General features: G+C 71.7%; 25 protein-coding genes. 19 read left to right on the forward strand and 6 right to left on the reverse strand.

Features of this window, described 5'->3' with window-relative positions; all coding sequences use genetic code 11:
- Nucleotides 1-84: 84 nt before the first annotated feature.
- The 3 genes from EOT10_RS02115 to EOT10_RS02125 are packed head-to-tail and all read left to right on the forward strand — an operon-like array spanning nucleotide 85 to nucleotide 2,965.
- Nucleotides 85-990, forward strand: a complete 906-nt coding sequence (locus EOT10_RS02115) for a glycosyltransferase (protein ID WP_223280711.1) — start codon at nucleotides 85-87, stop codon at nucleotides 988-990.
- A complete protein-coding gene (gene pcaDC / locus EOT10_RS02120; protein WP_127826279.1) occupies nucleotides 987-2,279 on the forward strand; it encodes a bifunctional 3-oxoadipate enol-lactonase/4-carboxymuconolactone decarboxylase PcaDC in 1,293 nt (430 codons plus the stop codon). Before EOT10_RS02115 ends, pcaDC begins: the two co-directional genes overlap by 4 nt.
- A 50-nt stretch (nucleotides 2,280-2,329) precedes the next feature.
- Complete coding sequence (locus EOT10_RS02125) at nucleotides 2,330-2,965, forward strand: MBL fold metallo-hydrolase (RefSeq protein WP_127826280.1); 636 nt, start codon at nucleotides 2,330-2,332, stop codon at nucleotides 2,963-2,965.
- An 88-nt stretch (nucleotides 2,966-3,053) separates the two neighbouring features.
- Here the strand turns inward: EOT10_RS02125 and EOT10_RS02130 are convergent, their stop codons facing one another.
- On the reverse strand, nucleotides 3,054-3,626 hold the full coding sequence (locus EOT10_RS02130; RefSeq protein WP_127826281.1) for an isochorismatase family protein: 573 nt from the start codon (nucleotides 3,624-3,626) through the stop codon (nucleotides 3,054-3,056).
- A gap of 140 nt (nucleotides 3,627-3,766) precedes the next feature.
- Between EOT10_RS02130 and EOT10_RS02135 the strand changes: the two genes are divergently transcribed.
- Nucleotides 3,767-4,546 carry an exodeoxyribonuclease III gene (locus EOT10_RS02135; RefSeq protein ID WP_127826282.1) on the forward strand — a complete coding sequence of 260 codons (780 nt, stop codon included), beginning with the start codon at nucleotides 3,767-3,769 and terminating at the stop codon, nucleotides 4,544-4,546.
- Nucleotides 4,547-4,657: 111 nt separating this feature from the next.
- On the opposite strand, the gene EOT10_RS02140 is transcribed toward EOT10_RS02135, so the two are convergent.
- Nucleotides 4,658-6,475 carry an SGNH/GDSL hydrolase family protein gene (locus EOT10_RS02140; RefSeq protein ID WP_127826283.1) on the reverse strand — a complete coding sequence of 606 codons (1,818 nt, stop codon included), beginning with the start codon at nucleotides 6,473-6,475 and terminating at the stop codon, nucleotides 4,658-4,660.
- Nucleotides 6,476-6,597: 122 nt separating this feature from the next.
- Between EOT10_RS02140 and EOT10_RS02145 the strand changes: the two genes are divergently transcribed.
- From EOT10_RS02145 to EOT10_RS02165, 5 genes are all read left to right on the forward strand, one after another.
- The gene (locus EOT10_RS02145) at nucleotides 6,598-7,038 is read left to right on the forward strand and encodes a DUF6278 family protein (RefSeq protein WP_127826284.1); all 441 of its coding nucleotides are present in this window, start codon (nucleotides 6,598-6,600) and stop codon (nucleotides 7,036-7,038) included.
- A gap of 106 nt (nucleotides 7,039-7,144) precedes the next feature.
- Nucleotides 7,145-7,888 carry an amino acid ABC transporter ATP-binding protein gene (locus EOT10_RS02150; protein ID WP_127826285.1) on the forward strand — a complete coding sequence of 248 codons (744 nt, stop codon included), beginning with the start codon at nucleotides 7,145-7,147 and terminating at the stop codon, nucleotides 7,886-7,888.
- A gap of 17 nt (nucleotides 7,889-7,905) precedes the next feature.
- Nucleotides 7,906-8,823 carry a glutamate ABC transporter substrate-binding protein gene (locus EOT10_RS02155; protein WP_127826286.1) on the forward strand — a complete coding sequence of 306 codons (918 nt, stop codon included), beginning with the start codon at nucleotides 7,906-7,908 and terminating at the stop codon, nucleotides 8,821-8,823.
- Nucleotides 8,824-8,832: 9 nt separating this feature from the next.
- Entirely contained in the window at nucleotides 8,833-9,477 is a 645-nt protein-coding gene (locus tag EOT10_RS02160; protein ID WP_127826287.1) for an amino acid ABC transporter permease, read from the forward strand.
- Nucleotides 9,474-10,343, forward strand: a complete 870-nt coding sequence (locus EOT10_RS02165) for an amino acid ABC transporter permease (protein ID WP_127826288.1) — start codon at nucleotides 9,474-9,476, stop codon at nucleotides 10,341-10,343. The genes EOT10_RS02160 and EOT10_RS02165 overlap by 4 nt, the downstream gene beginning before the upstream one ends.
- A 206-nt stretch (nucleotides 10,344-10,549) precedes the next feature.
- On the opposite strand, the gene EOT10_RS02170 is transcribed toward EOT10_RS02165, so the two are convergent.
- Complete coding sequence (locus tag EOT10_RS02170; protein ID WP_189490990.1) at nucleotides 10,550-11,314, reverse strand: hypothetical protein; 765 nt, start codon at nucleotides 11,312-11,314, stop codon at nucleotides 10,550-10,552.
- 103 nt (nucleotides 11,315-11,417) lie between these two features.
- Here EOT10_RS02170 and ggt point away from each other — a divergent pair, with 103 nt between their 5' ends.
- Nucleotides 11,418-13,235, forward strand: coding sequence for a gamma-glutamyltransferase (gene ggt, locus EOT10_RS02175; RefSeq protein ID WP_127826289.1), 1,818 nt, complete (start codon nucleotides 11,418-11,420; stop codon nucleotides 13,233-13,235).
- Nucleotides 13,236-13,349: 114 nt separating this feature from the next.
- Here the strand turns inward: ggt and map are convergent, their stop codons facing one another.
- Nucleotides 13,350-14,117: a type I methionyl aminopeptidase gene (gene map / locus EOT10_RS02180; protein ID WP_127826290.1), complete on the reverse strand. Its 768-nt coding sequence runs from the start codon at nucleotides 14,115-14,117 to the stop codon at nucleotides 13,350-13,352.
- Nucleotides 14,118-14,179: 62 nt separating this feature from the next.
- On the opposite strand from map, the gene EOT10_RS02185 reads away from it, so the two are divergent.
- From EOT10_RS02185 to EOT10_RS02225, 9 genes are all read left to right on the forward strand, one after another.
- Nucleotides 14,180-14,431 (forward strand): helix-turn-helix domain-containing protein, encoded by a 252-nt coding sequence (locus EOT10_RS02185; protein ID WP_127826291.1) that lies wholly within the window; start codon nucleotides 14,180-14,182, stop codon nucleotides 14,429-14,431.
- A gap of 153 nt (nucleotides 14,432-14,584) precedes the next feature.
- Entirely contained in the window at nucleotides 14,585-15,937 is a 1,353-nt protein-coding gene (locus EOT10_RS02190; protein ID WP_127826717.1) for a hypothetical protein, read from the forward strand.
- 173 nt (nucleotides 15,938-16,110) lie between these two features.
- On the forward strand, nucleotides 16,111-16,953 hold the full coding sequence (locus EOT10_RS02195; protein ID WP_127826292.1) for a nitrilase-related carbon-nitrogen hydrolase: 843 nt from the start codon (nucleotides 16,111-16,113) through the stop codon (nucleotides 16,951-16,953).
- Nucleotides 16,954-17,000: 47 nt separating this feature from the next.
- The gene (locus EOT10_RS02200) at nucleotides 17,001-18,287 is read left to right on the forward strand and encodes an aspartate aminotransferase family protein (RefSeq protein WP_127826718.1); all 1,287 of its coding nucleotides are present in this window, start codon (nucleotides 17,001-17,003) and stop codon (nucleotides 18,285-18,287) included.
- 30 nt (nucleotides 18,288-18,317) lie between these two features.
- The gene (locus EOT10_RS02205) at nucleotides 18,318-19,865 is read left to right on the forward strand and encodes a PucR family transcriptional regulator (RefSeq protein ID WP_127826293.1); all 1,548 of its coding nucleotides are present in this window, start codon (nucleotides 18,318-18,320) and stop codon (nucleotides 19,863-19,865) included.
- Between the two features lie 102 nt (nucleotides 19,866-19,967).
- On the forward strand, nucleotides 19,968-20,810 hold the full coding sequence (locus EOT10_RS02210) for a nitrilase-related carbon-nitrogen hydrolase (RefSeq protein WP_127826294.1): 843 nt from the start codon (nucleotides 19,968-19,970) through the stop codon (nucleotides 20,808-20,810).
- Between the two features lie 20 nt (nucleotides 20,811-20,830).
- Entirely contained in the window at nucleotides 20,831-22,237 is a 1,407-nt protein-coding gene (gene hydA / locus EOT10_RS02215) for a dihydropyrimidinase (RefSeq protein ID WP_127826295.1), read from the forward strand.
- A 16-nt stretch (nucleotides 22,238-22,253) separates the two neighbouring features.
- Nucleotides 22,254-23,273, forward strand: a complete 1,020-nt coding sequence (locus tag EOT10_RS02220) for a TIGR03842 family LLM class F420-dependent oxidoreductase (protein WP_127826296.1) — start codon at nucleotides 22,254-22,256, stop codon at nucleotides 23,271-23,273.
- Between the two features lie 150 nt (nucleotides 23,274-23,423).
- The gene (locus EOT10_RS02225; protein ID WP_127826297.1) at nucleotides 23,424-24,947 is read left to right on the forward strand and encodes an NCS1 family nucleobase:cation symporter-1; all 1,524 of its coding nucleotides are present in this window, start codon (nucleotides 23,424-23,426) and stop codon (nucleotides 24,945-24,947) included.
- Between the two features lie 189 nt (nucleotides 24,948-25,136).
- Here EOT10_RS02225 and EOT10_RS02235 read toward each other — a convergent pair whose 3' ends face one another.
- Both EOT10_RS02235 and EOT10_RS02240 read right to left on the reverse strand, forming a co-directional pair.
- The gene (locus tag EOT10_RS02235) at nucleotides 25,137-25,799 is read right to left on the reverse strand and encodes a hypothetical protein (RefSeq protein ID WP_127826298.1); all 663 of its coding nucleotides are present in this window, start codon (nucleotides 25,797-25,799) and stop codon (nucleotides 25,137-25,139) included.
- Nucleotides 25,800-25,909: 110 nt separating this feature from the next.
- Nucleotides 25,910-26,914 (reverse strand): carboxymuconolactone decarboxylase family protein, encoded by a 1,005-nt coding sequence (locus EOT10_RS02240; RefSeq protein ID WP_127826299.1) that lies wholly within the window; start codon nucleotides 26,912-26,914, stop codon nucleotides 25,910-25,912.
- Between the last annotated feature and the right edge of the window lie 8 nt (nucleotides 26,915-26,922).

Below are 26,922 nucleotides of genomic sequence, written 5' to 3' on the forward strand. Positions count from 1 at the left end.
ACGTCCGGCCGTTGGCGCCCCGGCAGCGCCCCCACCCCTTTGCCTATCACGATCACGCACGTCACAGGGCCCTATCATCCGGACATGCGAGCGAACGGGCGGGCGGAAGTGAGCGTCGTGACGGCGGTGCATGCGCCGCACGCGCCGTTCCTTCCCGACGCCTGGGAGTCGCTGCGCGGCCAGGACCACGACGGCTGGGAGTGGCTCGTCCAGATCGACGGCCCGCACGCGCCCGTGACCGCGGCCCTCGACGCGTGCGGGGCCGCCCGCGACCCGCGCGTGTCCGTCGCCGCGAACGGGACCGCCGAAGGCCCCGCCGTCACCCGCAACGTCGCTCTCGGCCGCTCCCGCGCCCCCCTCGTCCAGAACGTCGATGCCGACGACGTCCTCGAACCCGGCGCCCTCACCGCCCTCACCGCCGCGCTCGCCGCCCGCCCGCAGGCGGGATTCGCCGTGGGCCGCGCCCGCGACCTGCTGCCGACCGGCGAGCTGCGCGAGCACGCCCTGCCGCTCGACCCCGGACCGCTGCCCCGCGGCAGCCTCGCCGACCGCTGGCTGACCGAGCCCGGCCGCTACCGCCTCCCCGTCCACCCCGCCGGCGTGCTCTGGCGCCGCTCCCTGCTCCTGGCCCTCGGCGGCTGGTCCGCGCTGCGCGGCATGGAGGACACCGGTCTCCTCATGGCCGCCTCGGCCGCCGCCCCCGGCGTCCTCGTCGACGCCGACACCCTCCGCTACCGCAAACACCCCGGCCAGGGCACCGCGCAGGCCACGGAATTCGCCGGGGGGGGGGCCACAGATAGCGCTGATACGACAGCGCGTGGCCCTGCTCGCCGGCCTCCCGGCGTGGCGCGAGACCCCCGCCCGGCGACCCGCCTTCACACCGTCCCCCTGAGCCCCGCACCAGACCACCCCAACAGGGACACACCGCCCACACTCACCGCCCCCGCCCCGAACCCTCACACGGCGGGTGGATTAGCGTGGAGCAAGTGAGTGAGACGAAGACACCTGCCCTCCAGTACCGATTCGACGGCCCGGACGACGCCCCGGTGCTCATCCTGGGACCCTCGATGGGCACCACCTGGCACATGTGGGACCGGCAGGTTCCCGAGCTCGCCAAGCAGTGGCGGGTGTTCCGTTTCGACCTGCCCGGGCACGGCGGCGCCCCCGCCCACCCGGCCGGTTCCGTCGCCGAGCTCGCCGCGCGGCTCCTGGCCACGCTCGACGAACTCGGCGTGCAGCGCTTCGGCTACGCGGGCTGCTCCCTGGGCGGCGCCATCGGCGCGGAGCTGGCCCTGCGCCACCCCCAGCGCGTGGCCTCGCTCGCGCTGATCGCGGCCTCGCCCCGGTTCGGCACCGCCGACGAGTTCCGCCAGCGCGGCGTCATCGTCCGCAGCAACGGCCTCGACCCCATCGCCCGCACCTCCCCCGAGCACTGGTTCACCAGTGGCTTCGCGGCCGCCCAGCCCGCCATCACGGACTGGGCCGTGCAGATGGTGCGCACCACCGACCCCGGCTGCTACATCGCGGCCTGTGAAGCGCTCGCGTCCTTCGACGTGCGCGCGGAGCTCAGCGCCATCGGCGTCCCCACGCTCGTCCTCGTCGGCTCCGACGACCAGGTGACGGGCCCCGCCCAGGCGCGCACGCTCGTCGCCGGCATACCCGACGCCCGCCTCGCCGTCGTGCCCGCCGCCTCGCACCTCGCCCCGGTCGAGCAGCCGGCCGCCGTCACCGACCTCCTCGTCCGGCACTTCTCCACCGCCTGGCAGCCCGCGTACGAGACCGGGCAGCACGCGATCCCGGCCGCCCCGGTCAAGCCCGTCCTGGCGCCGCCGCCCCCGCCGGTCGCCCCCGTGGCGGAGATCGGCCCCACCGAGTCCCAGCCCGAGGCGGCGGTCCGGCCCGACCGCCACGACCTGGGTCTCAAGGTGCGCCGCGAGGTGCTCGGCGACGCCCACGTCGACCGGGCGCTGGCCTCCGCGGACGCCTTCTCCGGCGACTTCCAGGAGTTCATCACCCGCTACGCGTGGGGCGAGGTCTGGAGCCGTCCCGGCCTGGACCGCCGCATGCGCAGCTGTGTCACGCTCACCGCGCTCGTGGCGGGCGGCCACCTCGACGAGCTGGCCTTCCACACCCGCGCCGCCCTGCGCAACGGCCTCACGGCCGACGAGATCAAGGAAGTGCTCCTCCAGGCCGCCGTGTACTGCGGTGTGCCCGCGGCGAACTCGGCGTTCAAGGTGGCCCAGGCCGTGATCCGCGAGGAGACGACGCCGCAGGAGTAGGTGTGCGCCGGGGCGGGCCGGGCGCGGGCCGGGGGAGCAGGATGGTGCCCATGAAGCTCACGAAGAAGATCCACGCCTGTGTCCGCCTGGAGAAGGACGGGCGGACGCTCGTCATCGACCCGGGCGGCTTCAGCGAGGAGAACGCGGCGGTCGGCGCCGAGGCGATCCTCGTCACGCACGAGCACCCCGACCACTTCGACGAGGGCCGGCTGCGGGCGGCCCTCGACGCCGACCCGGCCACCGAGATCTGGACCCTGAAGTCGGTGGCCGACAAGATCTCGGCGGCGTTCCCGGGCCGGGTGCACACGGTCGGGCACGGCGACACGTTCGAAGCCGCCGGTTTCGACGTCCAGGTCCACGGCGAGTTGCACGCCGTCATCCACCCGGACATCCCGCGCATCACCAACGTCGGCTATCTCCTCGACGGCGGACGCGTCTTCCACCCCGGCGACGCGCTCACCGACCCCGGCCGGCCCGTCGAGACGCTGATGCTGCCCGTGATGGCCCCCTGGAACAAGATCGCCGAGGTGATCGACTACGTCCGCGAGGTCAGGCCGCAGCGCGCGTACGACATCCACGACGCGCTCCTGACCGACCTGGCGCGGCCGATCTACGACCGGCAGATCGGCGAGCTCGGCGGGACGGACCATCTGCGGCTCACACCGGGGGAGTGCGCCTCGCTCTGAACTCCCGCCGTCGGCCGAGGAGTGCGAACTCCCGCCGTCGGCCGAGGAGTGCGAACTCCCGCCGTCGGCCGAGGAGTCCGAACTCCCGCTACCGGCCGAGGAGTTCGACGACCTCGTCGGTCGTGGCGAGTTCCGCAATGCGCGGGAAGATCTTGCCGAAGCTGTGCTCGTGGGAGGCGGCGTCCGTGTCGGTCGTCGCGTCCTCGACCACCGTGAGGTGGTAGCTGAGCTCGAAGGCGGACCGGGCCGTCGACTCGACGCCGATCGAGGACGAGATCCCCGCGAGCACGATCTGCGTCACGCCGCGGCGGCGCAGCTGGAGGTCCAGCTCCGTACCCGTGAACGCGCCCCAGTGCCGCTTGGTGATCACGATGTCGTCGCCGAGAGGGCCGAGCTCGTCGGGGAACTCGGAGAACGCGGCGGGCGGCGCCTGGGTGAGCCCGGGGGCGGCCGACCGGCTCACGGGCAGGTCGCCGCCGTCGGGGGACCAGGCGACCCGCACGCGTACGACGGGGAGGCCCTTGGCGCGGAAGGCGTCCGCGAGCGTGGCCGCGTTCTTCAGGACATCGCTCGTGGGATGGACCGTGGGCAGTCCGAGGATGCCGTTCTGGAGGTCGATGAGGACGAGGGCGGTGCGCTCGTCGAGGGCGGTGGCGGGCATGGGGGGTGCTCCTCGCGGATCCGGCGAAAATACTTCGACAGGCTAACTGTCCAACAGGGAAACTTGCAAGGTTACCTGTCTATCCGTGTGCCCTCGCGGGCTCGGCGGGCGTTGTCGTACCCGCCCGGTAGGTTGTGGGCATGCGGATTGCTACGTGGAACGTGAACTCGATCACCGCCCGGCTGCCGAGGCTCCTCGCCTGGCTGGAGAGCACCGGGACGGACGTCCTGTGCGTCCAGGAGACCAAGTGCACGGCCGAGCAGTTCCCCACGGACGAGCTGCGCGAGCTGGGCTACGAGTCGGTGGTGAACGCGACGGGGCGGTGGAACGGCGTGGCCCTGATCTCCCGCGTCGGCATCGAGGACGTCGTGACGGGCCTGCCCGGCGACCCCGGTTACGAAGGCGGGCCCGAGCCCCGCGCGATCTCCGCCACCTGCGGCCCCGCCCGCGTCTGGTCGGTGTACGTGCCGAACGGACGCGAGGTGGACCACCCCCACTACGCCTACAAGCTCCAGTGGTTCGAGGCGCTGAAGGCCGCGGTCGCGGGCGACGCGGCGGGCTCCCGCCCCTTCGCCGTGCTCGGCGACTACAACGTGGCGCCGACGGACGACGACGTCTGGGACATCTCCCTCTTCGAGGGCGCCACGCATGTCACCCCCGCCGAGCGGGCCGCGCTCGCCGCGCTCCGCGAGACGGGCCTGACCGACGTGGTGCCGCGCCCCCTCAAGTACGACCACCCCTTCACGTACTGGGACTACCGCCAGCTCGGCTTCCCCAAGAACCGCGGCATGCGCATCGACCTCGTCTACGGGAACGCGGCGTTCGCGGGAGCCGTGAAGGACAGCTACGTGGACCGCGAGGAGCGCAAGGGCAAGGGAGCGTCGGACCACGCGCCGGTGGTCGTGGACCTGGACGTGTAGGCGGCCTTCGGCGCCGGACGGGAGAATTCAGCCCGTCCGGCGCCTGAGGACCGGGGTCGGGGGCGGAGCCCAAGGATCTTGGGAAGGGGAGGGCCGGGGAGAGGACAGCCTCTACGGCGCCAGGGCGCTCAGATCGACCGCACGGGCCATCGCCTCGAGCCCCGCGTCGCCCGGGTGCAGATGATCGCCGCTGTCGTACGCGGGCAGGATCCGCGCCGGATGGCCCGGGTCCCGTACGACCGCGTCGAAGTCGGTCACCGCGTCGAAGTCGCCGCCGCTGTCGCGGATGTACGCGTTGACCACCTCGCGCTCCCGGTTCGCGGCGGCCGTGCACAGGAGTTCGCCCTCGCACGGCGCGACCGTCGCCCCGACCACTCGCAGGCCCCGCGCGTGCGCCCGCCGCGCGATCTCCCGCAGCCCGGCGACGACCTGGGCCCCGGAGAAGCCGGCCCGCACGTCGTTGACCCCCTGGAAGACGACGACCGTCCGCGCCGACGTCTGGGACAGCACGTCACGGTCGAGCCGGTGCAGCGCGCTCACACCGCCCGTGTCCGAGGAGACACCGTCCCCCGGATACCGGTCGCCGGTCACACGGTTCGCCGAGATGCCCTGGTTCAGCACCCCGTAGCGCGGGACCGCGTCCTGCTCGCGCAGGCGGGTGGCGAGCACGTCGCCCCAGCGGTGGTTCGCGTCAGGCGTCGACTTCACGCCGTCCGTGATGGAGTCGCCGAGCAGCACGACCGAACCGGGCCCGCCGCCCACGTCGACCCCGGTGAGCAGCGGCCAGTATGTGATCGTCGACGTGTACGACGCCGGGGAGGCCTCCGCCGCGTGGTCGCCCGGCAGGCTCACGTACGAGCGCTGGATCGCCTGGCTGTGCACCGGCGCGCTCGCCACCGCCTCCGGAAGGTGGAAGCTCACCAGGAGGTTCGCCCCGGTCGGCACGTCGAAGCTCACCGGGTCGCTGAACGCCTGTGCCCCCGCGGGGATCCCGGTGCCCGCCGCGCCCCGGAACGTCAGCGGCACGGGCTCGCCCTTCGCCCCGGCGCCCGTGTCCTGCACGGCCACCGTCGCGCTCCCGACCCGCACCGGCGCCGACGCGAACGTGTTGTCGAGACGGATCCGCACGCGCGGGCCGCCCACGCTGGTGTGCACGACGAGCCGCACCGTACGGTCGGCCCAGGGTCCGACGGCCGCGTACCCGGCGGTGGACGCCGACCAGGTGCCGGTCCAGCCGGGCGCGGGCGAGCGCACCGACAGGGCGAACACGTGCAGATCGGCGGCACCGGGGTCGCGAGGGAGGTCCACGGAGGCGATCTCGCGGCCGCGGGTGACGGGCACCGTCACGACGTACAGCCGTGTCTTCTCGGCGAGTTGGCCGCCGGGGGTGTTGCGGTGGGGCAGGGCCACGGACTTCGTGGCGAGCGGGCCCGTGCGCCAGTCGGGCGCGGTGAGGCGGTACGAGGAGCGCGAGCCGTCCCGGTAGCGCACGGTCCCGGACCCCGTCGCGTCGCCGCCCGTCCCGGCCACCAGGAAGGCCAGCGCGTCGCCCCGGCCGTGCACCCGCACGCTCTGGCCGTCGGCGCGCACGTTGTCGGGCCCGCTCGCCGCCGTGCGCGGCCAGGTGAGGCGCGCGCCCTCAACACCCAGGACGCGCCCGGGAGTCCAGCCCGCGGCCGTCAGGTCCCCGGCGGACAGCGAGCTGACCGAACCGTCGAAGTCGGCTTCCCCGGCCCGGTCGTCGGCGCTCACCGCCCTGTTGTCGAAAAGCCGCTCCAGGGGGAGCGGCTCGGGTCTGTGCGGGGCGGCCTGGGCGACGGCCGTGGAGGTGAAGCCCGTAAGGAGTATGAGTACAGCTGCCGTTCCCCAGACGCGTCGGCGCACGACCGACTCCCTCCGCTTGTGGGTGAGACGTGACAGGTGCGCCATGAAGTTAGGGAGGAGGCGGGAGCGCGTCAATGAGCCGCGTGCGAAGGTGGCTCGAACTCTCCGCGGCGAGGGCCCGCGCGCCCAGTGGTGCGACGGCCTGCGGGGATGTCAGGGTGAGTGGTATGAACATCCCTTTCTTGGGCAACTGGCGCAAGAGGCACGGCTCCGCGTTCGGCGTGGCCGTCTTCGCGGAGGGTGACGGCGGGGCCGAGGGCGTCGCCGAACTGCTCTCCGAGTGCGAGCTGCTGCGTTCACAGGCGCAGCGGGCCGGTGTCGAACTGGACGACTCCGTCGCGTCGTTGGAGGCGCTCGACCAGCTCGTGCCCCGCTGGCGCGAGGACGCGGAGAGCCTGCCGTGGCTCGGCAACGACGCGGGCCTGTACCTGGGGACGGTGCTGGTCCGGCAGGTGCCCGGCGCGAGCTGGGTGATCTGGCCGAACGGGCAGCCCGTGGTGCGGCTCGGCTCGGGCCGCGAGGTCGATGTCGTCGCCGCGGGCCACGAGTGGGCGACGAGCGGGGTGCCCGAACTGTCGCAGTTCTACGCCGAGGCATCAGAGACGTAGAACCGCAAATACGGTTAATACCCATACGTGCGTGTCGTCGGTCAAGTCCCAAATCTCCATGGGTAGTTTGCGCGGACTGACACACCTGAGATGGGGCACACCTGCCATGGCCGTCGATCCGTTGATCGAGCTGCGCGACGTGAACAAGTACTACGGGGAGCTGCATGTCCTCCAGGACATCAATCTCACCGTCGGCAAGGGGGAGGTGGTGGTGGTCATCGGCCCCTCGGGGTCGGGCAAGTCGACGCTCTGCCGGACGATCAACAGGCTCGAGACGATCCAGTCGGGGAACATCCGGCTCGACGGACAGCCCCTGCCGGCGGAGGGCAGGGCCCTCGCGCAGCTGAGGGCCGAGGTCGGGATGGTCTTCCAGTCCTTCAACCTCTTCGCGCACAAGACGGTCCTCCAGAACGTCTCCCTCGCCCAGATCAAGGTCAGGGGACGCAAGCGGGACGACGCGGACAAGCGCTCGCACGAACTCCTCGACCGGGTCGGCCTCGCCTCGCAGGCCGCCAAGTTTCCCGCCCAGCTCTCCGGCGGCCAGCAGCAGCGCGTGGCCATCGCCCGCGCCCTCGCCATGGACCCCAAGGCCCTCCTGTTCGACGAGCCGACCTCGGCCCTCGACCCGGAGATGATCAACGAGGTCCTGGAGGTGATGCGGCAGCTCGCCCGCGAGGGCATGACCATGGTCGTCGTCACCCACGAGATGGGCTTCGCCCGCTCCGCCGCCAACCGCGTCGTCTTCATGGCCGACGGCCGCATCGTCGAGGACCGCACCCCGGAGGACTTCTTCACCAACCCGCACAGCGAGCGGGCCAAGGACTTCCTCTCCAAGATCCTCAAGCACTGACGGGGGTGGACCGATCCATGCCGCGCACCACACGTGTGTTCCGCGCCCTGACCGCCCTCGCCCTCACCGCCCTGGCCGCCGCGGCCTGCGGCAAGGAGGGCAGCCCGCCGGTCAAGGGCCCGGCATCGGCCCAACTGCCTACGTATCAGGTGGCGCAGGGGTTCCAGCTGACCGACTCCAAGACGTGGAAGAAGGCGAAGAAGCGGGGCCACTTCGTCGTGGGGGCCAAGGAGGACCAGCCCTACCTCGGCGAGAAGGATCCGGCCACCGGCGTCTACTCCGGCTTCGACATCGAGATCGCCAAGATGATCTCGGCGTCCCTCGGCTTCCCTCCCTCGTCGGTCTCCTTCAAGACCATCGCCTCGGCCAACCGGGAGACCGCCCTGCAGAACGGGCAGATCGACTACTACGTCGGCACCTACACCATCAACGACAAACGCAAGAAGCTCGTCGGCTTCGGCGGCCCCTACTACATGGCCGGCCAGTCGCTCCTCGTCCGCACCGACGAGCACGACATCCACGGACCGCAGGACCTGAACGGCAAACGCGTCTGCTCGGCCGCCGGCTCGACCCCGTACCAGCGCATCAAGCAGGACTACCCGAAGGCCGTCCTCGTCGCCTACGACACGTACTCGGTCTGCGTCGACAACCTGCTCACCTACCAGGTCGACGCCGTTACCACCGACGACGCCATCCTCCTCGGCTACGCGGCCAAGGTGCCGAGCGAACTCAAGCTGGTCGGCAAGCCGTTCTCCAAGGAGCCCTACGGCATCGGCGTCCCGAGGAGCGACAACGCGCTGCGGTTCGCGATCGACACCGCGCTCCAGGCCCGCGAGAAGAACGGCGACTGGAAGAAGGCGTACGACGCGACGCTCGGCCTCTCCGGGGTGCCCGCGCCGAAGCCCCCCGCCATCGACCGCTACCCGGCGAGCTGAGGAGGCCCCGTGGACGTACTGACCAGCAACTTCTCCACCTTCGCCAAGGGATTCCTAGGGACCGTCGAACTCACCGTCTACTCCTCGGTCCTCGCGCTCGTGCTCGGCTTCGTGATGGCGTCGTTCCGGGTCGCGCCCGTCGGCTCCTTCCGGGTGTTCGGCACCGTATGGGTCACGGTCCTGCGCAACACCCCGCTCACCCTGCTGTTCTTCGCGGTCCTGCTCGGCCTGCCGCGCTTCGGACTCGTCCTGCCCTTCAAGGTGTTCGCCATCCTCGCGCTCGGCTGCTACACCTCGGCGTTCATCTGCGAGGCCCTGCGCTCCGGCATCAACACCGTGCCCAGGGGCCAGGGCGAGGCGGCCCGCAGCCTCGGCATGACGTTCGGCCAGACGCTGTCCATGGTCGTGCTCCCGCAGGCCTTCCGCTCCGTCATCCCGCCCGTCGGCTCGACCATCATCGCCCTCGCCAAGAACTCGGCCATCGCCGGCGCGTTCAGCGTCACCGAACTCCTCGGCACCTACAAGACCCTCAGCGAGCTCGGCTACAACATCATCTGGACGTTCTTCTGGATCGCCGTCGGCTACCTGATCATCACCCTCACCATCAGCGCGATCTTCAACGTGCTCGAAAAGCGCTGGGGAGTACCCCGATGAAAGCCCTCGCCCACGACGCCACCGCCCTCTACGACGTCCCCGGACCCCGCACCGAGCGCCGGCACCGCCTGTACGGGGTGCTCTCCACTCTGATCGTGCTCGGGCTCCTCGCCTGGATCCTCTACCTCCTCTTCGACACCGGCCAGTTCACGTACACGAAGTGGATGCCCTTCGAGTACAAGGGCATCCAGCGGCTGCTTCTGCGCGGGCTCGGGAACACGCTCAAGGCGTTCGCCATCGCCGCCGCGCTCTCGCTCGTGCTCGGCACCGTCCTCGCCGTGGGCCGCCTGAGCGACCATCGCGCGGTGCGCTGGCTGGCCACGCTCGTCGTCGAGTTCTTCCGCGCCATGCCCGTCCTGGTGATGATCTTCTTCATCTTCGTGGCGCTGAAGGTCCAGCCGCTGCCCGCCCTCGTCGCGGGCCTCACCCTCTACAACGGCTCCGTGCTCGCCGAGGTCTTCCGCTCCGGCGTCAACGCGGTCGAACGCGGCCAGGGAGAGGCCGCGTTCGCGCTCGGCATGCGCAAGACGCAGGTCATGACCCATGTGCTCGTGCCGCAGGCCGTGCGGGCCATGCTGCCCGCCATCATCAGCCAGCTGGTCGTCGCCCTGAAGGACACGTCGCTCGGCTATCTCATCACCTACGAGGAGTTCCTCCACGCCGGGAAGCTCATCGCCTCGAACCTCGACTACGATTTGCCTTTCATCCCTGTCGTGATGGTGATCTCTCCGATCTACATCGGGATGTGCATGCTGCTTTCGTGGTTCGCCCAGTGGGTGTCCAAGCGCCAGCGGCGCAACCCCAAGGTCGAGGCGGCCGTAGTCGCCCCGGCCGAACCGGGGACGCTGCTGCCGGGGGTGCAGTAGCAGGGGGCTCCTCACGGAGACCACAGGGCCATGCCCGCCCGGCGGCAGCCGGAGATCACTGCTCGCGCAGGGGGTCGACTCGTATCACGTATGACGGGTCGTCCGCCGGCGAGGGGAAGGTCAGCTGCACGCCGGTCGGGTTGTGCTCCGTATCCCGGCCCATATAACCGGCCCGTATCCCGGCCGGATGGTGCTCCGTACAGAGGTCACTTCGCTCGGTGGGAGGCGCGGGACGCCGTCGTGGCCGGAGCGGGGGCCGGGGTCTGGGCGGCGCGGGTGACGTCCCCGACCAGCTCGACCACGTCGGGACCGTACGCCTGGGAGTTGACGACCTTCAGCAGGAGCGCGAACGCGTTGTCGCCGTGCTTGCGGGCCAGGCGCTCGTGGTGGCGTGCGAGATAGCGGGTCGCCGCCTGGTTGGTGACCGGCAGCTGGCCGCAGAAGAGGAAGACCGGACGGGCACCCTGCCCCTGACCCGCCGTGAGCCGCGCGAGGAGCACGTACTCCGTACTTCCCGGCTCCAGGCGGTAACGCTCACTGCCTATCTGGAACGCGCCGCGGTCGGGCCCGGGCTCCGGGTCCGTGTTGACGCGGACGCCCGGCAGCAGGCTCTGCATATGGGCGAGCATCCGGCGGTTCGACGCGGGCCCGCCCACGCAGAACTCCGTGCGCTCCCCGAAGCCCTGGTGGGCCGCGTCGTGGGCGATGACCTGGGCGTGCGCCCCGCAGTCCTTGATGATCGCCGAGAGTTCGAGCAGGGCGAACACATCGTGACGCTTCACCATCAGCTCGGGGCCGCCCGCGTCGCGGTTGACCACGAGAAGCGACTCGGCGTTGTCGGGCAGGCCGAAAAAGGTCTGCTTGCGGCGGAGTTTGCGATTCCACAGGTGGGTGCGGACGAGCCAGCCGATGAGGGCGCCGACCCCGACCGCGACCACACCGAGGGCGATGTTGCGCACGTCTTCCGTCATGGGGGCGCATGCTAGCGGGCGGACGGACTCGTGTTCGAGGGGGTCCTGACGGTTCGCGAATCTGAAGTTACGCTGCGCGGACGGTTGTTGACTGGAGGTACGGATGAGACGTCCTGTTGCGCGGAATCTCTCGGGTTTGGCCGTCGCGGCCGTGATGGTGACGGTCGGGGCGGCCGCGCCCCCTTCGTCCACGACCGGCGCCACCGGCACTCCGCCGAAGGTGCCGCTGGCCGTCGGGTACGGCGGCGCGGTCTCCAGCGTCGACGCGGACGCGTCGGCCGCCGGGATCGAGGTGCTGCGGCGCGGCGGCAACGCGGTGGACGCGGCGGTCGCCACGGCCGCGGCGCTCGGGGTCACCGAGCCGTACTCCGCGGGGGTCGGCGGGGGCGGCTACTTCGTCTACTACGACGCGAAGACCCGCCAGGTGCACACGATCGACGGCCGCGAGACGGCCCCCCTCACCGCCGACTCGGGGCTCTTCCTGGAAAACGGCAAGCCCCTCGCCTTCGGCGACGCGGTGACGAGCGGCCTGAGCGTGGGTACGCCCGGCACGCCCGCCACCTGGCAGACCGCGCTCGACACCTGGGGCAGCGAGCGGCTCGGCTCGGTCCTGCGGCCCGCGCAGAAGCTGGCGCGCGACGGCTTCACGGTCGACCCGACGTTCCGCTCCCAGACCGAGGGCAACCAGGCGCGGTTCAAGGACTTCCCCGACTCGGCGAAGCTGTTCCTGCCGGGCGGCGCGCTCCCCGTGGTCGGCTCCACGTTCAAGAACCCCGATCTCGCCCGCACGTACGAGGAGTTGGGGCGTGACGGCGTCGGCGCGATCTACCGCGGTGACATCGGCGACGACATCGTGCGTACGGTGAACAAGCCGCCCGTGGACCCGGCTTCGGGCCGTGTCGCGCGCCCGGGCAAGCTGTCCGTCGAGGACCTGAAGGCGTACGGGACGAAGCTGCAGGCCCCGACGAAGACCTCGTACCGCGGGCTCGGCGTCTACTCGATGGCGCCGTCCTCCTCGGGCGGTACGACAGTCGGCGAGGCGCTCAACATCCTTGGGCGGACGGACCTTTCGAAGGCCACGCAGGAGCAGTACCTGCACCGCTACATCGAGGCGAGCCGGATCGCGTTCGCGGACCGGGGGCGCTGGGTCGGTGACCCGGCCTTCGAGGACGTACCGGCGAAGGACCTGCTCTCGCAGCGGTTCGCGGACTCGCGCGCGTGCCTCATCAAGGACGACGCTGTCCTGACGAGCCCGCTGGCGCCGGGGGACCCGCGGCACCCGGGCGCGTGCGGCAAGCCGGGCGACAAGGCCGCCCCGACGACCTTCGAGGGCGAGAACACGACCCATCTGACGGTCGCCGACAAGTGGGGCAACGTCGTCGCGTACACGCTGACGATCGAGTCGACGGGCGGCAGCGGCATCACGGTCCCCGGCCGTGGCTTCCTGCTCAACAACGAGCTGACGGACTTCTCGTTCGCGCCGGCCAACCCGGCCGTCCACGACCCGAACCTGCCCGGGCCCGGCAAGCGCCCGCGCTCGTCGATCTCCCCGACGATCGTGCTCGACCGGCACAACCAGCCGGTCGTGGCCCTCGGTTCGCCCGGCGGCGCGACGATCATCACGACCGTCCTGCAGACGCTGACCGGATTCGTCGACCGCGGGCTTCCGCTGGTCGACGCGATCGCGGCCCCGCGCGCGAGCCAGCGCAACGCGGCGGCGACGGAACTCGAACCCGGCCTGTGGAACAGCCCGCTCCGGTCCGACCTGGAGAAGATCGGCCACGTCTTCAAGCAGAACCCGGAGATCGGCGCGGCGACGGGCGTACAGCGGCTGAAGAACGGCGAATGGCTGGCGGCGGCCGAGAAGGTACGGCGCGGCGGCGGCTCGGCGATGGTGGTCACCCCCGCCCCCGGCGACTGACCCCGCACGAGCGCCCTCCGGCGCAGGGTTTACGCTGCGGCGTCGCGTGATCGTCCCGACCACGCGACGCCGCAGACGTGGCCCTCGGGGGGGCAGGACAGGGGAGTCCTTCCGTCACAGAACCGTCAGGATGCGTGGGCCCGCGTCGGTGATCGCCACCGTGTGTTCGGCGTGGGCGGCGCGGGTGCCGTCGCCCGTGCGGAGGGTCCAGCCGTCCGGGGCCGCGTAGTAGTCGTCCATGCCGCCGGCGATCACCATCGGCTCGATCGCCAGCACCATGCCGTGCTTGAGGCGCATGCCCCGGCCCGCGCGGCCCTCGTTCGGGACGCCCGGGTCCTCGTGCATCTTGCGGCCGATGCCGTGGCCGCCGAAGCCGTCCGGGATGCCGTACCCCTGCGCGCGGCACACCTTGCCGATGGCGTGGGCGATGTCCCCGATGCGGTTGCCGACGACCGCCGCCGCGATGCCCGCCGCGAGCGCGCGCTCCGCCGTCTCGATGAGGCGTACGTCCTCGGGGCGCGGTGTGCCCACGGTGAAGCTGATCGCCGAGTCGCCGACCCAGCCGCCGAGCTCGGCGCCGAAGTCGGCCGAGACCAGGTCGCCGTCCCGCAGCCGGTAGTCGTCGGGGACACCGTGCACGATCGCGTCGTTCACCGAGGCGCACAGGACCGCGGGGAAGGGTGTCGGGGCGAACGAGGGGCGATAGCCGAGGAACGGGGAGCGGGCGTCCGCGGCCCGCAGGACGTCGTGCGCCACGGCGTCGAGCTCCAGGAGCGAGACGCCGACGGCCGCCTTGTCGCGCACCGCGGCGAGTGCCTGGGCCACGACGCGGCCCGCTTCCCGCATCGCGTCGATCGATGTGTCTGTCTTGAGTTCCACCATGCCAATTACAATACCGGTATTTGAATGGGGTCACGCCGCGGGGCCGCCGGTAGACTGGGCGCATGGTCCGTACCCCCTTGACCCCGGAAGAGCGCGAGCGCGGTGAGCGGCTCGGCCTGCTCCTGCGCGAGGCGCGGCGCGGGCGCAGCATGGTGGAGGTCGCCGCGAGCGCCGGACTGTCGGCGGAGACCCTCCGCAAGATCGAGACGGGCCGGGCGCCCACCCCCGCGTTCTTCACGATCGCCGCCCTCGCCCGGACCCTCGGCCTGTCCATGGACGAGATCGCGGCGACCTGCTCGCTCGCGCCCGTGTGACCTGCGCCGGCACTAGCTGTCCGTGAGTGCGCCGGCAGCAACGCGTGAAGTCGGTCGCACTCCGGAAAAGTGCCCGTAGCCGTCCCGTAACGCGAAGGGTGTTTTCTTCCGAACCGGAAGGCTCCACTCTGCGGGGGGATCGGGCGGCGCGTGATGGACGGTCAACAACTCCCCGACGAGGTCCGGGAGTTCGCGGTGTATCTGCGCGACCTGCTGGCCCGACTCGACCAGGCCGCCGGCTGGTGCGGCGTCTTCTGGCAGCGCGACCCCGACGGGATGCGGGCCTGTCTGGCCGGCGGCGAAGTGCCTCCCTGGGATGTCGTGGAGGCGGTCCTCCAGGATCTGGCCGTGGACCACGGGCCCGACGAGGCCGACCGCGAATACGTACGGGCCCGCGCCCTGCACCGCGCCTCGCAGGTCGCGTACGACGCGCTGCCCGGTGTCCGTGACCTGCTCGGCGACCGGCTCGACGTGATGCTTCGCGAACAGCGCCACGCCGCCGGCCGGACGGCGGAGCTCGCCCGGCTCCTGCCCGCGGCCACCAACCCCGAGCAGGCCGACGGGATGCGTCTCGACCTGGCGTGGGCGCGCGACGACCACGCACGCGCGACGGCCCGCTGCGCGGAGTTGCGGGGGAGGATGGCGGACCTGGACCGCGCGGCGCGTTCCGCACCCCCCGAGCCGTCCGCTCCGGCGACCACATCCACCCCGTCTACCCAGTCCACCTCGTCAAGGCCCGCGAAGGAACGCAAGCGCCGCCCGCGCGGCAGCGCCCGTTTCGCCGGGATGCCCGACGTGACCGAGGCGGCCGACGTGCCCGAGCCGGCCGATGCGACCGACGTGACCGACGTGACCGGCCGAGGTGAAAACGCCGTCCCCGCCCCCGGCGCGACCCCACGTGGCGCCCGGTTCGCCGGAGCCGTTGCCACCCGAGCCCATCCTTCCGCGCAGCGCCTCGCCCCGGCGGCGCCCGACCACGACGCGGACCGCGCCACCGCCGCCTGCGTCTCCGCCCTTCTGCGGCTGCGGGGTGAGGGCCGCGGCGGGGAGGCGCACGGCGTGCTCGTCGAGGCCGCCCGCTGGCCCGCCGCCCGATTCCCGCTGCTCGCCGCCGAGTTGCACCGCGCGGGCCTGGGCGCCGACTGGGCGACCCTTCTGTGGGAGACCGCCTCGCTCCCGGCCGACCTCCTCGTGGCCGCCGCCGACGCGCTCGGTGCCGCGGGCCGCACGGCGGACGCGCGGCAGATCCTGCGTCAGGGGGTGGCCCGCCCCGCCGCCGAGATCGGCGAGGCGGTGCTCCGCCTGGGCGCGCAGGGCCGCAGCCGTGAGACCCGCGCGCTCCTCGACGCGTACGTGCGCGTCCGCACCCCGGAAGAAGCCGCCCGCAGCGTCCGGGGCGACCCGGACCGCCTCGTGCCGCTCCTCGTCGACGCGGCGCGAGGCGTGTCGGACGAGCGTTACTGGGACGTGGTCCACGCGCTGCGAGTCGCCGGTTTCCATACCTAGTCCGACCACTCCTCACCCGCACGGGTGCGAAACATGATCGATTCCGCCGGTTGACGGCGATGGTCTTGGCAAGGCCGCCGGTGAGGCTTACGTTCAACCCTCTACGGCCTGCGTCTACGGGCGTAGAGGCTCTCTGACGTCCCCCGGCGGGGCAACAGGCAAAGGAGCGGCACATGGCCCACGTCGTACGCGCCGCGCTGGTCCAGGCGACCTGGACGGGCGACACCGAATCCATGATCACCAAGCATGAGGAACACGCGCGGGAGGCCGCCCGGCAGGGCGCCCAGGTGATCGGCTTCCAGGAGGTGTTCAACGCCCCCTACTTCTGCCAGGTCCAGGAGGCCGAGCACTACCGCTGGGCCGAGCCCGTACCGGACGGGCCGACCGTGACGCGCATGCGGGCACTCGCCCGCGAGACCGGCATGGTCGTCGTCGTACCGGTCTTCGAGGTCGAGCAGTCCGGCTTCTACTTCAACACCGCGGCCGTGATCGACGCCGACGGCACCTACCTCGGCAAGTACCGCAAGCACCACATCCCGCAGGTCAAGGGCTTCTGGGAGAAGTACTACTTCAAGCCGGGGAACCTGGGCTGGCCCGTCTTCGAGACCGCCGTCGGCCGCGTCGGCGTCTACATCTGCTACGACCGGCACTTCCCGGAGGGCTGGCGGCAGCTCGGCCTGAACGGCGCCCAGCTCGTGTACAACCCGTCCGCCACGAGCCGGGGCCTGTCCGCGTACCTGTGGCAGCTGGAGCAGCCCGCCGCGGCCGTCGCCAACGAGTACTTCATCGCCGCGATCAACCGCGTCGGCGTCGAGGAGTACGGCGACAACGACTTCTACGGCACGAGCTACTTCGTCGACCCGCGCGGCCGGACCGTCGGCGAGACCGCGAGCGACAAGGACGAGGAACTCCTCGTACGAGACCTCGACTTCGGCCTCATCGACGAGGTACGCCAGCAGTGGGCGTTCTACCGCGACCGCCGGCCCGACGCGTACGAGGGGCTGGTGCAGCCGTGACGACCGTGACCCGTGAAGGCGCCGACGAAAGGGCCCGTGCAGCCGTGATGACCCCCGACCTCCACGCCCGTCACCGCGCCGTCCTGCCGGACTGGCTCGCCCTGTACTACGACCGCCCCATCGAGATCACCCACGGCGAGGGCCGCCACGTCTGGGACGCCGACGGGAAGCAGTACCTCGACTTCTTCGGCGGGATCCTGACGACGATGACCGCGCACGCCCTGCCCGAGGTGACCAAGGCGGTCAGCGAGCAGGCCGGCCGGATCATCCACACCTCCACCCTCTACCTCAACCGGCAGATGGTCGAACTCGCCGAGCGCGTCGCCTCGTTGTCCGGCATCCCCGACGCCCGCGTCTTCTTCACCACCTCCGGCACCGAGGCCAACGACACGGCGCTGCTGCTCGCCACCGCGTACCGCCGCTCGAACCAGATCCTCGCGATGCGCAACAGCTACCACGGCCGGTCCTTCTCCGCCGTCGGCATCACCGGCAACCGAGGCTGGTCCCCGACCAGCCTCTCCCCGCTCCAGACGCTGTACGTCCACGGCGGGGTCCGCACGCGCGGCCCGTTCGCCCACCTGAGCGACGCCGAGTTCATCGCGGCCTGCGTCGACGACCTGCGCGACATCCTCGGCCAGACCCGGGGCGTCGCCGCCCTCATCGCCGAACCGATCCAGGGCGTCGGCGGCTTCACCTCACCGCCCGACGGCCTGTACGCGGCGTTCCGGGACGTGCTGCGGGAGCACGGCATCCTCTGGATCGCCGACGAGGTGCAGACCGGCTGGGGCCGCACCGGCGAGCACTTCTGGGGCTGGCAGGCGCACGCGCAGAACGGGCCGCCGGACATCCTGACCTTCGCCAAGGGCATCGGGAACGGCATGTCGATCGGCGGCGTCGTCGCGCGCGCCGACGTCATGAACTGCCTCGACGCCAACTCCATCTCGACGTTCGGCGGTTCGCCGGTGACGATGGCGGCGGGGCTCGCCAACCTCATCTACCTCCTCGAACACGACCTTCAGGGCAACGCGCGGCGCGTCGGCGGGCTCCTCATCGAGCGCCTGCGGGCCGTCGCCGCCACGACGGAGTGCGTACGAGAAGTGCGGGGCCGGGGCCTGATGATCGGCATCGAGCTGGTCAGACCCGGTACGGACGAGGCGGACCCGGACGCGGCGGCCGCCGTCAGCGAGGCCGCACGTGAGGCCGGACTTCTCGTCGGCAAGGGGGGCGGCCACAACACCAGCGTGCTGCGCATCGCGCCGCCCCTGACGCTCACCGTCGCCGAGGCGGAAGAGGGCGCGGCGATCCTGGAGCGGGCCCTGCGCACCGTCTGTTAGCCCGTCGCCCGTGGTGAGGAAGGGGCCCCGATGACCGTCACTGCCGCCGAACACGCCCTGTCCGTACGGCAGATACTCGCCCTGGAGCGGATCGCGGCGGGGGAACCCGAGGTGGTCGCCGGGGCCGGCCACCTCGACCGGCCCGTGCGCTGGGTGCACGTCGCCGAGGCCGCCGACGTCGGCGTGATGCTGAGCGGCGGCGAGATGGTCCTCACCACCGGGGTCCTGCTCGCCGGGGACGGCCCCTCACGGACCGACTACATCAAGTCCCTGCACCGGGCGGAGGCGGCGGCCGTCGTCCTCGGGCTCGGCCGCGCCTTCCCGTCCCCGCCCGAGGACATGCGCCGCGCCGCCGAGCGGTACGGCCTGCCGATGGTCGTCCTGCACCGCCCGTTCCCCTTCGCCGAACTGACCGAAGAGGTTCAATCCAGGCTCGTACGAAGGAAGTTCGCCGCCGTCAGCCTCTCCGAGGGCATCCGCACCGCCCTCACCGGACTCATCACGGCGGGCGCCCCGCTCCAGCGGCTCCTCGACGAGGTCGCCGCGCACAGCGCCTGCCCCGTCGTCGTCGCCAACGTCGCCCACCGCGTCCTCGCGACCGCCGGTGAGCGGCCCGCCGTGGACGACGTGCTGCGCGACTGGGAGCGCATCGCCCGCCGGGCCGGGTGCGCCGACGGAGCCGACTGGTACCGCGCCGACCTCGACGGGCGCGGCGAGCGCTGGGGCAGCGTCGTCCTGTGCGGCTACCGAGGCGACGGCCCCACCGGACGCCTCCTCGCCGAACGCGCCGCCGAGGCCCTCGTCCTGCACCGCATGCTGGGCGGCGCGGCGGCTCACAGCTGGGAGGAGCAGTCCGCGCAGAGCATCCTCACCGACCTCGTCTCCGGTGTCGTACCGGCCCGTCAGCTCCTGCCCCGGGCCCGGGCCGCCGGACTGCCCGTCAACCGCCGCACCTTCGTCCCCCTCGTCGTCCGTGACGGAGACCCGGCCGAACTCGGCCGTGTCCTGCGCCTGTTGGGCCTCTCCGGGCTCGCCGCCGAACTCGCCGACGGGGCCACCGCCGTCCTGCTCAGCCTCGCCCGCGACCAGGCGCCCGGCCCGCTCACCGAGCACTTCGCGGCCCGTCTGCGCGACGGCACGGGGGAGCCCGCCGTCGTGGCCGCCGCCGACCCGCGCACCGGCTGGGACGACGTGCCCGCCGGGCTTCGCGAGGCCCTGCACATCGCCGAGGCCGCCGCCGGCACCCCCGACGTCCCGCCCGTCGTGCGCCTGCGCGACGTACGCCTGCGGGGCCTCGTGCGCCTCCTGCGCGACGACCCGCACGTCCAGGCCTTCGCCGAACGCGAACTGGACGGGATCCTGTACGCCGACGACCCCGGCCTGCTGCCCGTCCTGCGGACCTACCTCGCGACCGGCCGCAACAAGTCCCGCACGGCGCAGCTCCACCACATGAGCCGCCCCGCCCTCTACCGCAGGCTGGAGACCATCGAGACGCTCCTCGGCATCGGCCTCGACGACTTCGAGCAGGCCGCGTCCGTCCACATCGCCCTCCTCGCCCATGACGCGCAGAGAGGGTGACAGCGTGGAACGGCGCACGGCGACAGACGTGACACGGTGCAACTCCGTTACGCGGCACGGACTTCCTACGCTCACGGGACACCGAGCGACCGGAGGTCCCCGATGAGCACCGTGATCCGCGCCGCGATCTTCCAGACCGCCTGGACGGGCGACAAAGAGTCCATGATCCAGGTCCACGAGCAGGCCGTCCGCGACGCCGCCGCGCAGGGGGCGAAGGTCCTCTGCTTCCAGGAGCTGTTCTACGGCCCGTACTTCTGCCAGGTCCAGGACGCGACGTTCTACGCGTACGCCGAGTCGATCCCCGACGGCCCCACCGTCCGCCGCTTCCAGGCGCTCGCCGCCGAGCACGGCATCGTCCTCGTCCTGCCGATGTACGAGGAGGAGCAGCCCGGCGTCCTCTACAACACGGCCGCCGTGATCGACGCCGACGGCTCCTACCTCGGCAAGTACCGCAAGACCCATCTCCCCCAAGTCAACGGATTCTGGGAGAAGTTCTACTTCCGGCCCGGCAACTCCGGGTGGCCCGTCTTCGACACGGCCGTCGGGAAGATCGGCGTCTACATCTGCTACGACCGGCACTTCCCCGAGGGCTGGCGCGCGCTCGGCCTGGCGGGCGCGCAGATCGTCTTCAACCCGTCGGCCACCTCACGCGGCCTGTCCGGCTACCTGTGGCAGCTGGAACAGCCGGCGTCCGCCGTGGCGAACGAGTACTTCGTCGGCGCGATCAACCGGGTCGGCCAGGAGGAGTACGGCGACAACGACTTCTACGGGACGAGCTACTTCGTCGACCCGGAGGGGCAGTTCGTCGGAGACGTGGCCGGTGACAAGGAGCCCGAACTCGTCGTCCGTGACCTCGACATGGCCAAGCTCCACGAGGTCCGCAGCCGCTGGCAGTTCTACCGCGACCGCGCCCCGGCCGCGTACACGCCGCTGACCAACCCGTAGGCAGCGCAGGAAGAGGGAGCATGAGCAGCAGCCGTACCGTCATCCGCGGCGGACTCGTCGTCACCGCCGCCGACGAGATCCACGCCGACGTCCTCATCGAGGACGGCCGCATCGCCGCCCTCGCCACGCCCGGCAGCGACGCCGCGGAGTCCTGGACGGCGGACCGGACGATCGACGCCCGGCAGAAGTACGTCATCCCGGGCGGTGTCGACGCGCACACCCACATGGAGCTGCCGTTCGGCGGCACCTTCGCCTCCGACACCTTCGAGACGGGCACCCGGGCCGCGGCCTGGGGCGGCACGACCACCATCGTCGACTTCGCCGTCCAGTCCGTCGGGCACACCCTGCGCGAGGGCCTGGACGCCTGGCACGCCAAGGCCGACGGGAACTGCGCGATCGACTACGGCTTCCACATGATCGTCTCCGACGTGCACGACGAGACGCTCAAGGAGATGGACCTGCTCGTCTCGGAGGGGGTCACGTCGTTCAAGCAGTTCATGGCGTACCCCGGCGTCTTCTACTCCGACGACGGGCAGATCCTGCGCGCCATGCAGCGCTCCGCCGAGAACGGCGGCCTCATCATGATGCACGCCGAGAACGGCATCGCCATCGACGTCCTCGTCCAGCAGGCCCTGGACCGCGGCGAGACCGATCCCCGGTATCACGGGGAGGTCAGGAAGGCCTTGCTGGAGGCCGAGGCGACGCACCGCGCCATCAGGCTCGCCCAGGTCGCGGGCGCGCCCCTGTACGTGGTGCACGTCTCGGCACGTGAGGCGCTCGCCGAGATCGCCCGCGCCCGCGACGAGGGCCTGAACGTCTTCGGCGAGACCTGCCCCCAGTACCTCTTCCTGTCCACCGACAACCTCGCCGAGCCGGACTTCGAGGGCGCCAAGTACGTGTGCAGCACACCCCTGCGCCCCAAGGACCACCAGGAGTCCCTGTGGCGGGGCCTGCGCACGAACGACCTCCAGGTCGTCTCGACCGACCACTGCCCCTTCTGCTTCACCGGGCAGAAGGAGCTGGGCCGCGGCGACTTCTCCAAGATCCCCAACGGCATGCCGGGCGTCGAGAACCGCATGGACCTCCTCCACCAGGCCGTCGTCGACGGACACATCTCGCGCCGCCGCTGGATCGAGATCGCCTGCGCGACCCCGGCCCGCATGTTCGGCCTCTACCCGAAGAAGGGCACCATCGCGCCCGGCGCCGACGCCGACGTCGTCATCTACGACCCGCACGCCGAGCAGACCGTATCCGCCGACACCCACCACATGAACGTCGACTACTCGGCGTACGAGGGCAAACGGCTCACCGGCCGCGTCGAGACCGTGCTCTCACGCGGTGAACTCGTCATCTCCGAGCGGGAGTTCACGGGCCGTGCCGGTCACGGCGTGTACACCCCGCGCGCCACCTGCCAGTACCTGAACTAGAAACGTGGTAGATCCCATGGACTTCGGACTCGTCCTCCAGACCGACCCCCCGGCCTCGGGCGTCGTCGCCCTCATGCAGCGTGCCGAGCGCGAGGGCTTCACGAACGGGTGGACCTTCGACTCGTGCGTGCTGTGGCAGGAGCCCTTCGTCATCTACAGCCGGATCCTCGCCGAGACGACACACCTCAAGGTCGGTCCCATGGTCACCAACCCGGGCACCCGCACCTGGGAGGTCACCGCCTCCACCTTCGCCACCCTGAACGACATGTACGGCAACCGCACCGTCTGTGGCATCGGCCGCGGCGACTCCGCGATGCGCGTCGCCGGACGCAAGCCCAACACGCTCGCCCGGATCAGCGAGGCCATGAAGGTCATCCGGGCGCTCGCCCGGGGCGACGAGGCCGACCTCGGCGGCACGGTGATCCACTTCCCGTGGGTGCGCAACGGGGCCGAACTGCCCGTCTGGATGGCCGCGTACGGGCCCAAGGCCCTGAAGATGGCCGGCGAGGAGGCCGACGGGTTCATCCTCCAGCTCGCCGACCCCTACCTCACCCAGTACATGATCAAGGCCGTGCGTGACGCGGCCACCGCCGCGGGCCGCGACCCGTCCGAGGTGAAGATCTGCGTGGCCGCGCCCGCCTACGTCACCGCCGACGACTCGGCCGCCGCCCTCGCCCACGCGCGCGAGGAGTGCCGCTGGTTCGGCGGCATGGTCGGCAACCACGTCGCCGACCTCGTCAGCAAGTACGGCGAGCACTCGTCCCTGGTCCCCGACGAACTCACCGACTACATCAAGGCCCGCGAGGGCTACGACTACGCCCACCACGGCAGGGCCGGGAACCCCGACACGGAGTTCGTGCCGGACGAGATCGTCGACCGGTTCTGCGTCATCGGCACCGTCGAGGACCACATCGCCAAGCTCCGCGCGCTGCGGGACCTCGGCGTCGACCAGTTCGCCGTCTACGCCATGCACGACGCCAAGGAGGAGGTGATCGACACGTACGGGGAGCGCGTCATCGCGGCGGTGAACGCGTGAGTCCCGTGGTGAACGCCTGAGCCCCACCTCGGTCCACCCCCCCCCGAACCTCCCCGCCAGGGTCCCCACCGCCCGCACCCGCACGGCCCGTTCGCACCTCCCCGCTGACTGAGCCGCGGCTCCTCCGGCTCCCGAACGAATGGCCTGCTCATGACCGACACCGCGCCACCCACGCTGCCCGCGGGCGGCGGCATCGACCTCGGCGCCGACGCCTACCCCGCCGGCAGCCGCTACGCCAACGACGACCTGCGTCCCGTCCCCCTCGCCGAACGCCGCTGGACCACGTACAACTTCGTGGCCCTGTGGATCGGCATGGCCCACTGCATCCCGTCCTGGACCCTCGCCTCGGGCCTCGTCGCGCTCGGCATGGACTGGAAGCAGGCCGTCCTCACCATCGCGCTCGCCAACGTCATCGTGCTCCTGCCGATGCTGCTCACCGGCCACGCGGGACCCAAGTACGGCATACCCTTCCCCGTCCTCGCCCGCGCCTCGTTCGGCCTGCGCGGGGCCAACCTGCCCGCGCTGATCAGGGCGGCGGTGGCCTGCTGCTGGTTCGGCATCCAGACCTGGATCGGCGGGCAGGGCGTCTTCGTCCTGCTCGGCAAGGTGTTCGGCGGCTGGGCGGACGTGTCGCACGTCGGCGGCTACCCCTGGACCCTGTGGCTGTGTTTCGTCCTCTTCTGGGCCCTCGAACTCGCCGTCATCTACCGGGGTATGGACACCCTGCGCCGCTTCGAGAACTGGGCGGCGCCGTTCGTCCTCGTCGGCGCGGTCGTCCTGCTGGTCTGGATCGCGAACAAGGCCGGCGGCTTCGGCCCGCTCCTCGACGAGCCGTCCAAGGTCGGCTGGGGCCCCGGCTTCTGGAAGATCTTCTTCCCCGGCCTGATGGGCATGATCGGCTTCTGGAGCACGCTCAGCCTCAACATCCCCGACTTCACCCGCTTCGGCAAAGGCCAGCGCGCCCAGGTGTGGGGACAGACCCTCGGCCTGCCGACGACCATGACCCTCTTCGCCCTGATGTCCGTCCTCGTGACATCCGGCTCCGAGAAGGTCTACGGCGCGGCCATCTGGGACCCGGTCGCGCTCGCGGGCAAGACCGACAACGTCTTCGGGCTCCTGTTCGCGCTCATCACGGTGTTCGTCGCGACGATCTCGGTGAACATCGCGGCGAACGTCGTCTCACCCGCGTACGACCTCGCGAACCTCGCGCCGAAAATCATCAACTTCCGCACGGGCGCGCTGATCACGGGCGTCATCGGCGTCCTCATCATGCCGTGGAAGCTCACCTCCACGCCCGAGCTGTACATCTTCACGTGGCTCGGTGTCGTCGGCGGACTGCTCGGCACGGTCGCGGGCATCCTGATCGCCGACTACTGGATCATCCGCCGCACCGTCCTCCACCTCGCCGACCTGTACCTCCCGAGCGGACGCTACTGGTACCGGGGCGGCTGGAACTGGACGGCGGTGGCCGCCTTCGCCGTGGGCGGCGTCCTCGCGGTCGGCGGCTCGTACTCGACCCTCGACGCGAAGGGCACGAAACAGGGACCGTTCCCGGCGGACGGGCTGATCCCGTTCCTCAAGCCGCTCGCCGACTACGGATGGGCGGTCGGGCTCGGGTCGTCGCTGATCCTCTACGTGCTCCTCACCAAGGCACGCGGGCGCGCGGCGGACTAGGGCGTGTCCGGCGGATCATGGCCGGGGTCGCGGCTCCCCCAGCTACCGCTGGGAGGTGCCCCCATGCGCACGGCACCTCGCCGCGTTGCCGAAACGCCCGGACACCTCCGCCATCAGGACGCTCCGGCGCCTTGCGATGCACCGCACCAGACGCCGCGACCTGTCCGACCCTGATCCGGCGGACACGCCCTAGCCCTTGGCTGCGGCCAGCGCCGCCACCGCGTCCCCGGCCGCCCGCAGCGCGCCCTTGGAGATCTCGTCCGCGGCGGGCGCGCCGTGGGACTCGAAGTCGCTGCCGTTGTAGGTGACGGTCACCAGGGCGTTGGCCGACCTGACCGTCACCACCGCCTCCCGCTTGTCCTGTTTGTCGTTCGTCGTGAGGGCGACCGCGACCCTGGCCCCGTCACCGAGGCCGGACGCCGCGTCGCCCTTGCCGCGCGCGGTGAACGCGGTGTCCGCCGCCGCGGCCGACTCCTTGATCTCGAAGGAGACGTCGAGCCAGCGGTAGTCGTAGCCCTTCAGCGCGCTCCACGAGCAGCCGCGGCGCAACGAGCGGTCGGCGGCGGAGAGTTCCTTGCCCGCCGCGTCGGCCTTCGGCACCAGGGCGGCGACGGTCTTCGCCGGGACGGCGGCGCACGGCTCGGGCGGCTCGCGGTACGTCCGCCCGGTCCCGGCGGGCGCCGACTTCGAGGCCGGTGTCGGTGTGGGGGTCGGGGTGGCGTGCGGGGCCGCGGCGGGCTGTCCCGCGGGCTCCGCCATCGGGCCCGAGGTCCAGGCCCAGCCGGCGCACGCGAGCACCGCGACGGGCAGGACCCGCACGGTCAGGGCGAGGGGGAGCGGGAGAGAACGCACGGCGTACGTCCCTTGTGTGAGAGGTGGAGGGGACGCCAGTGTCACACGAGTTACCCCGCGGCAACACCGCCCCCTCCCGCCTCATGCGTCAGGCCCTCCCGCTCAGCGCGTCACGATGTCTCCAGGAGCGCGGGCAGGGGCAGGGCGGACTCGATGCGGTCGACCGCGACGAACGCGCCGTAGGCGATCAGATGGACCAGACAGTGGTCGGTGAACGGCGGCTTCAGCCAGGCCGCGACGTCCTCGTCGGTGATGCGGTACGGGGCGAGCGCGGCCAGCAGCGCGAGCCGCGCGCCGGGCCGCCGGTCCCGGTCGGGCAGCTCGTCCCACGCGAGCGGCGGATGCGTGCCGTCCCAGTCGGCGACCACCTCGTGGACCAGGCCCAGGTCGACGTCGTCGAGCAGGCCCGCGCCCATCGACGCGGCGGTGCTCAGCGCCGCGTACGCCGGGCCGACCGTCGTCCCCGCGGCCCAGGCAGGGCCGGGACCCGGGTCGTCGAGAAGGGCGAGGCTCGCGCCGGGCGCGTGCGCCCTGGTGACCGTACGCGTCAGGGAGCGGCCGGCGAGGCTGCGGACGGTGCGCAGGCGCTGGGCGCCCGCGGGCAGCAGGTTGTCGGTCAGGAGCGCCGACACGATCCGGTTGATGAAGTGGAACGAGAGCGCGGTGCCGATGTGCGCGGCGGCCTCGGCGCGCGGGAAGGGCGTCGGGACGAGCGCGGGCGAGCCGGGCACGCGGGTGGCGCGGCCCCAGTCGAGCAGGCGCGCGTGCCGCTCGTCCGCCGGGGTCTCGCCCCGCGCGAGCGACTCGGCGAGCCCGTGGTCGCCGGTGGCGTGCAGCAGCACGGTGTGCGCGTCCACGCAGAACGGGCAGCGGTTGGCGAGCGAGACACCGGCGGCCACCAGTTCCCTGTCGATACGGGTGCCCGCGCCCGCGATCAGCGACTCGCGCATCAACGCCCAGGTGGGCCCGAGGAGTTCGGGCGCCGACGACAGGACGACGAACGTGGACGCCTCCTCGATCCCGAAGTCGTCGCCGAGCTGCCGGTAGACCTCGGCCACGCGCCCGGTGGCGGACTTCGGCGGCGCGGGGGTGGTGTAGCGGAACGGTGTGGACATCTGCTCCT

Origin of the sequence: Streptomyces antnestii (assembly GCF_004005495.1) — a bacterium.
GTDB classification, from domain to species: domain Bacteria; phylum Actinomycetota; class Actinomycetes; order Streptomycetales; family Streptomycetaceae; genus Streptomyces; species Streptomyces antnestii.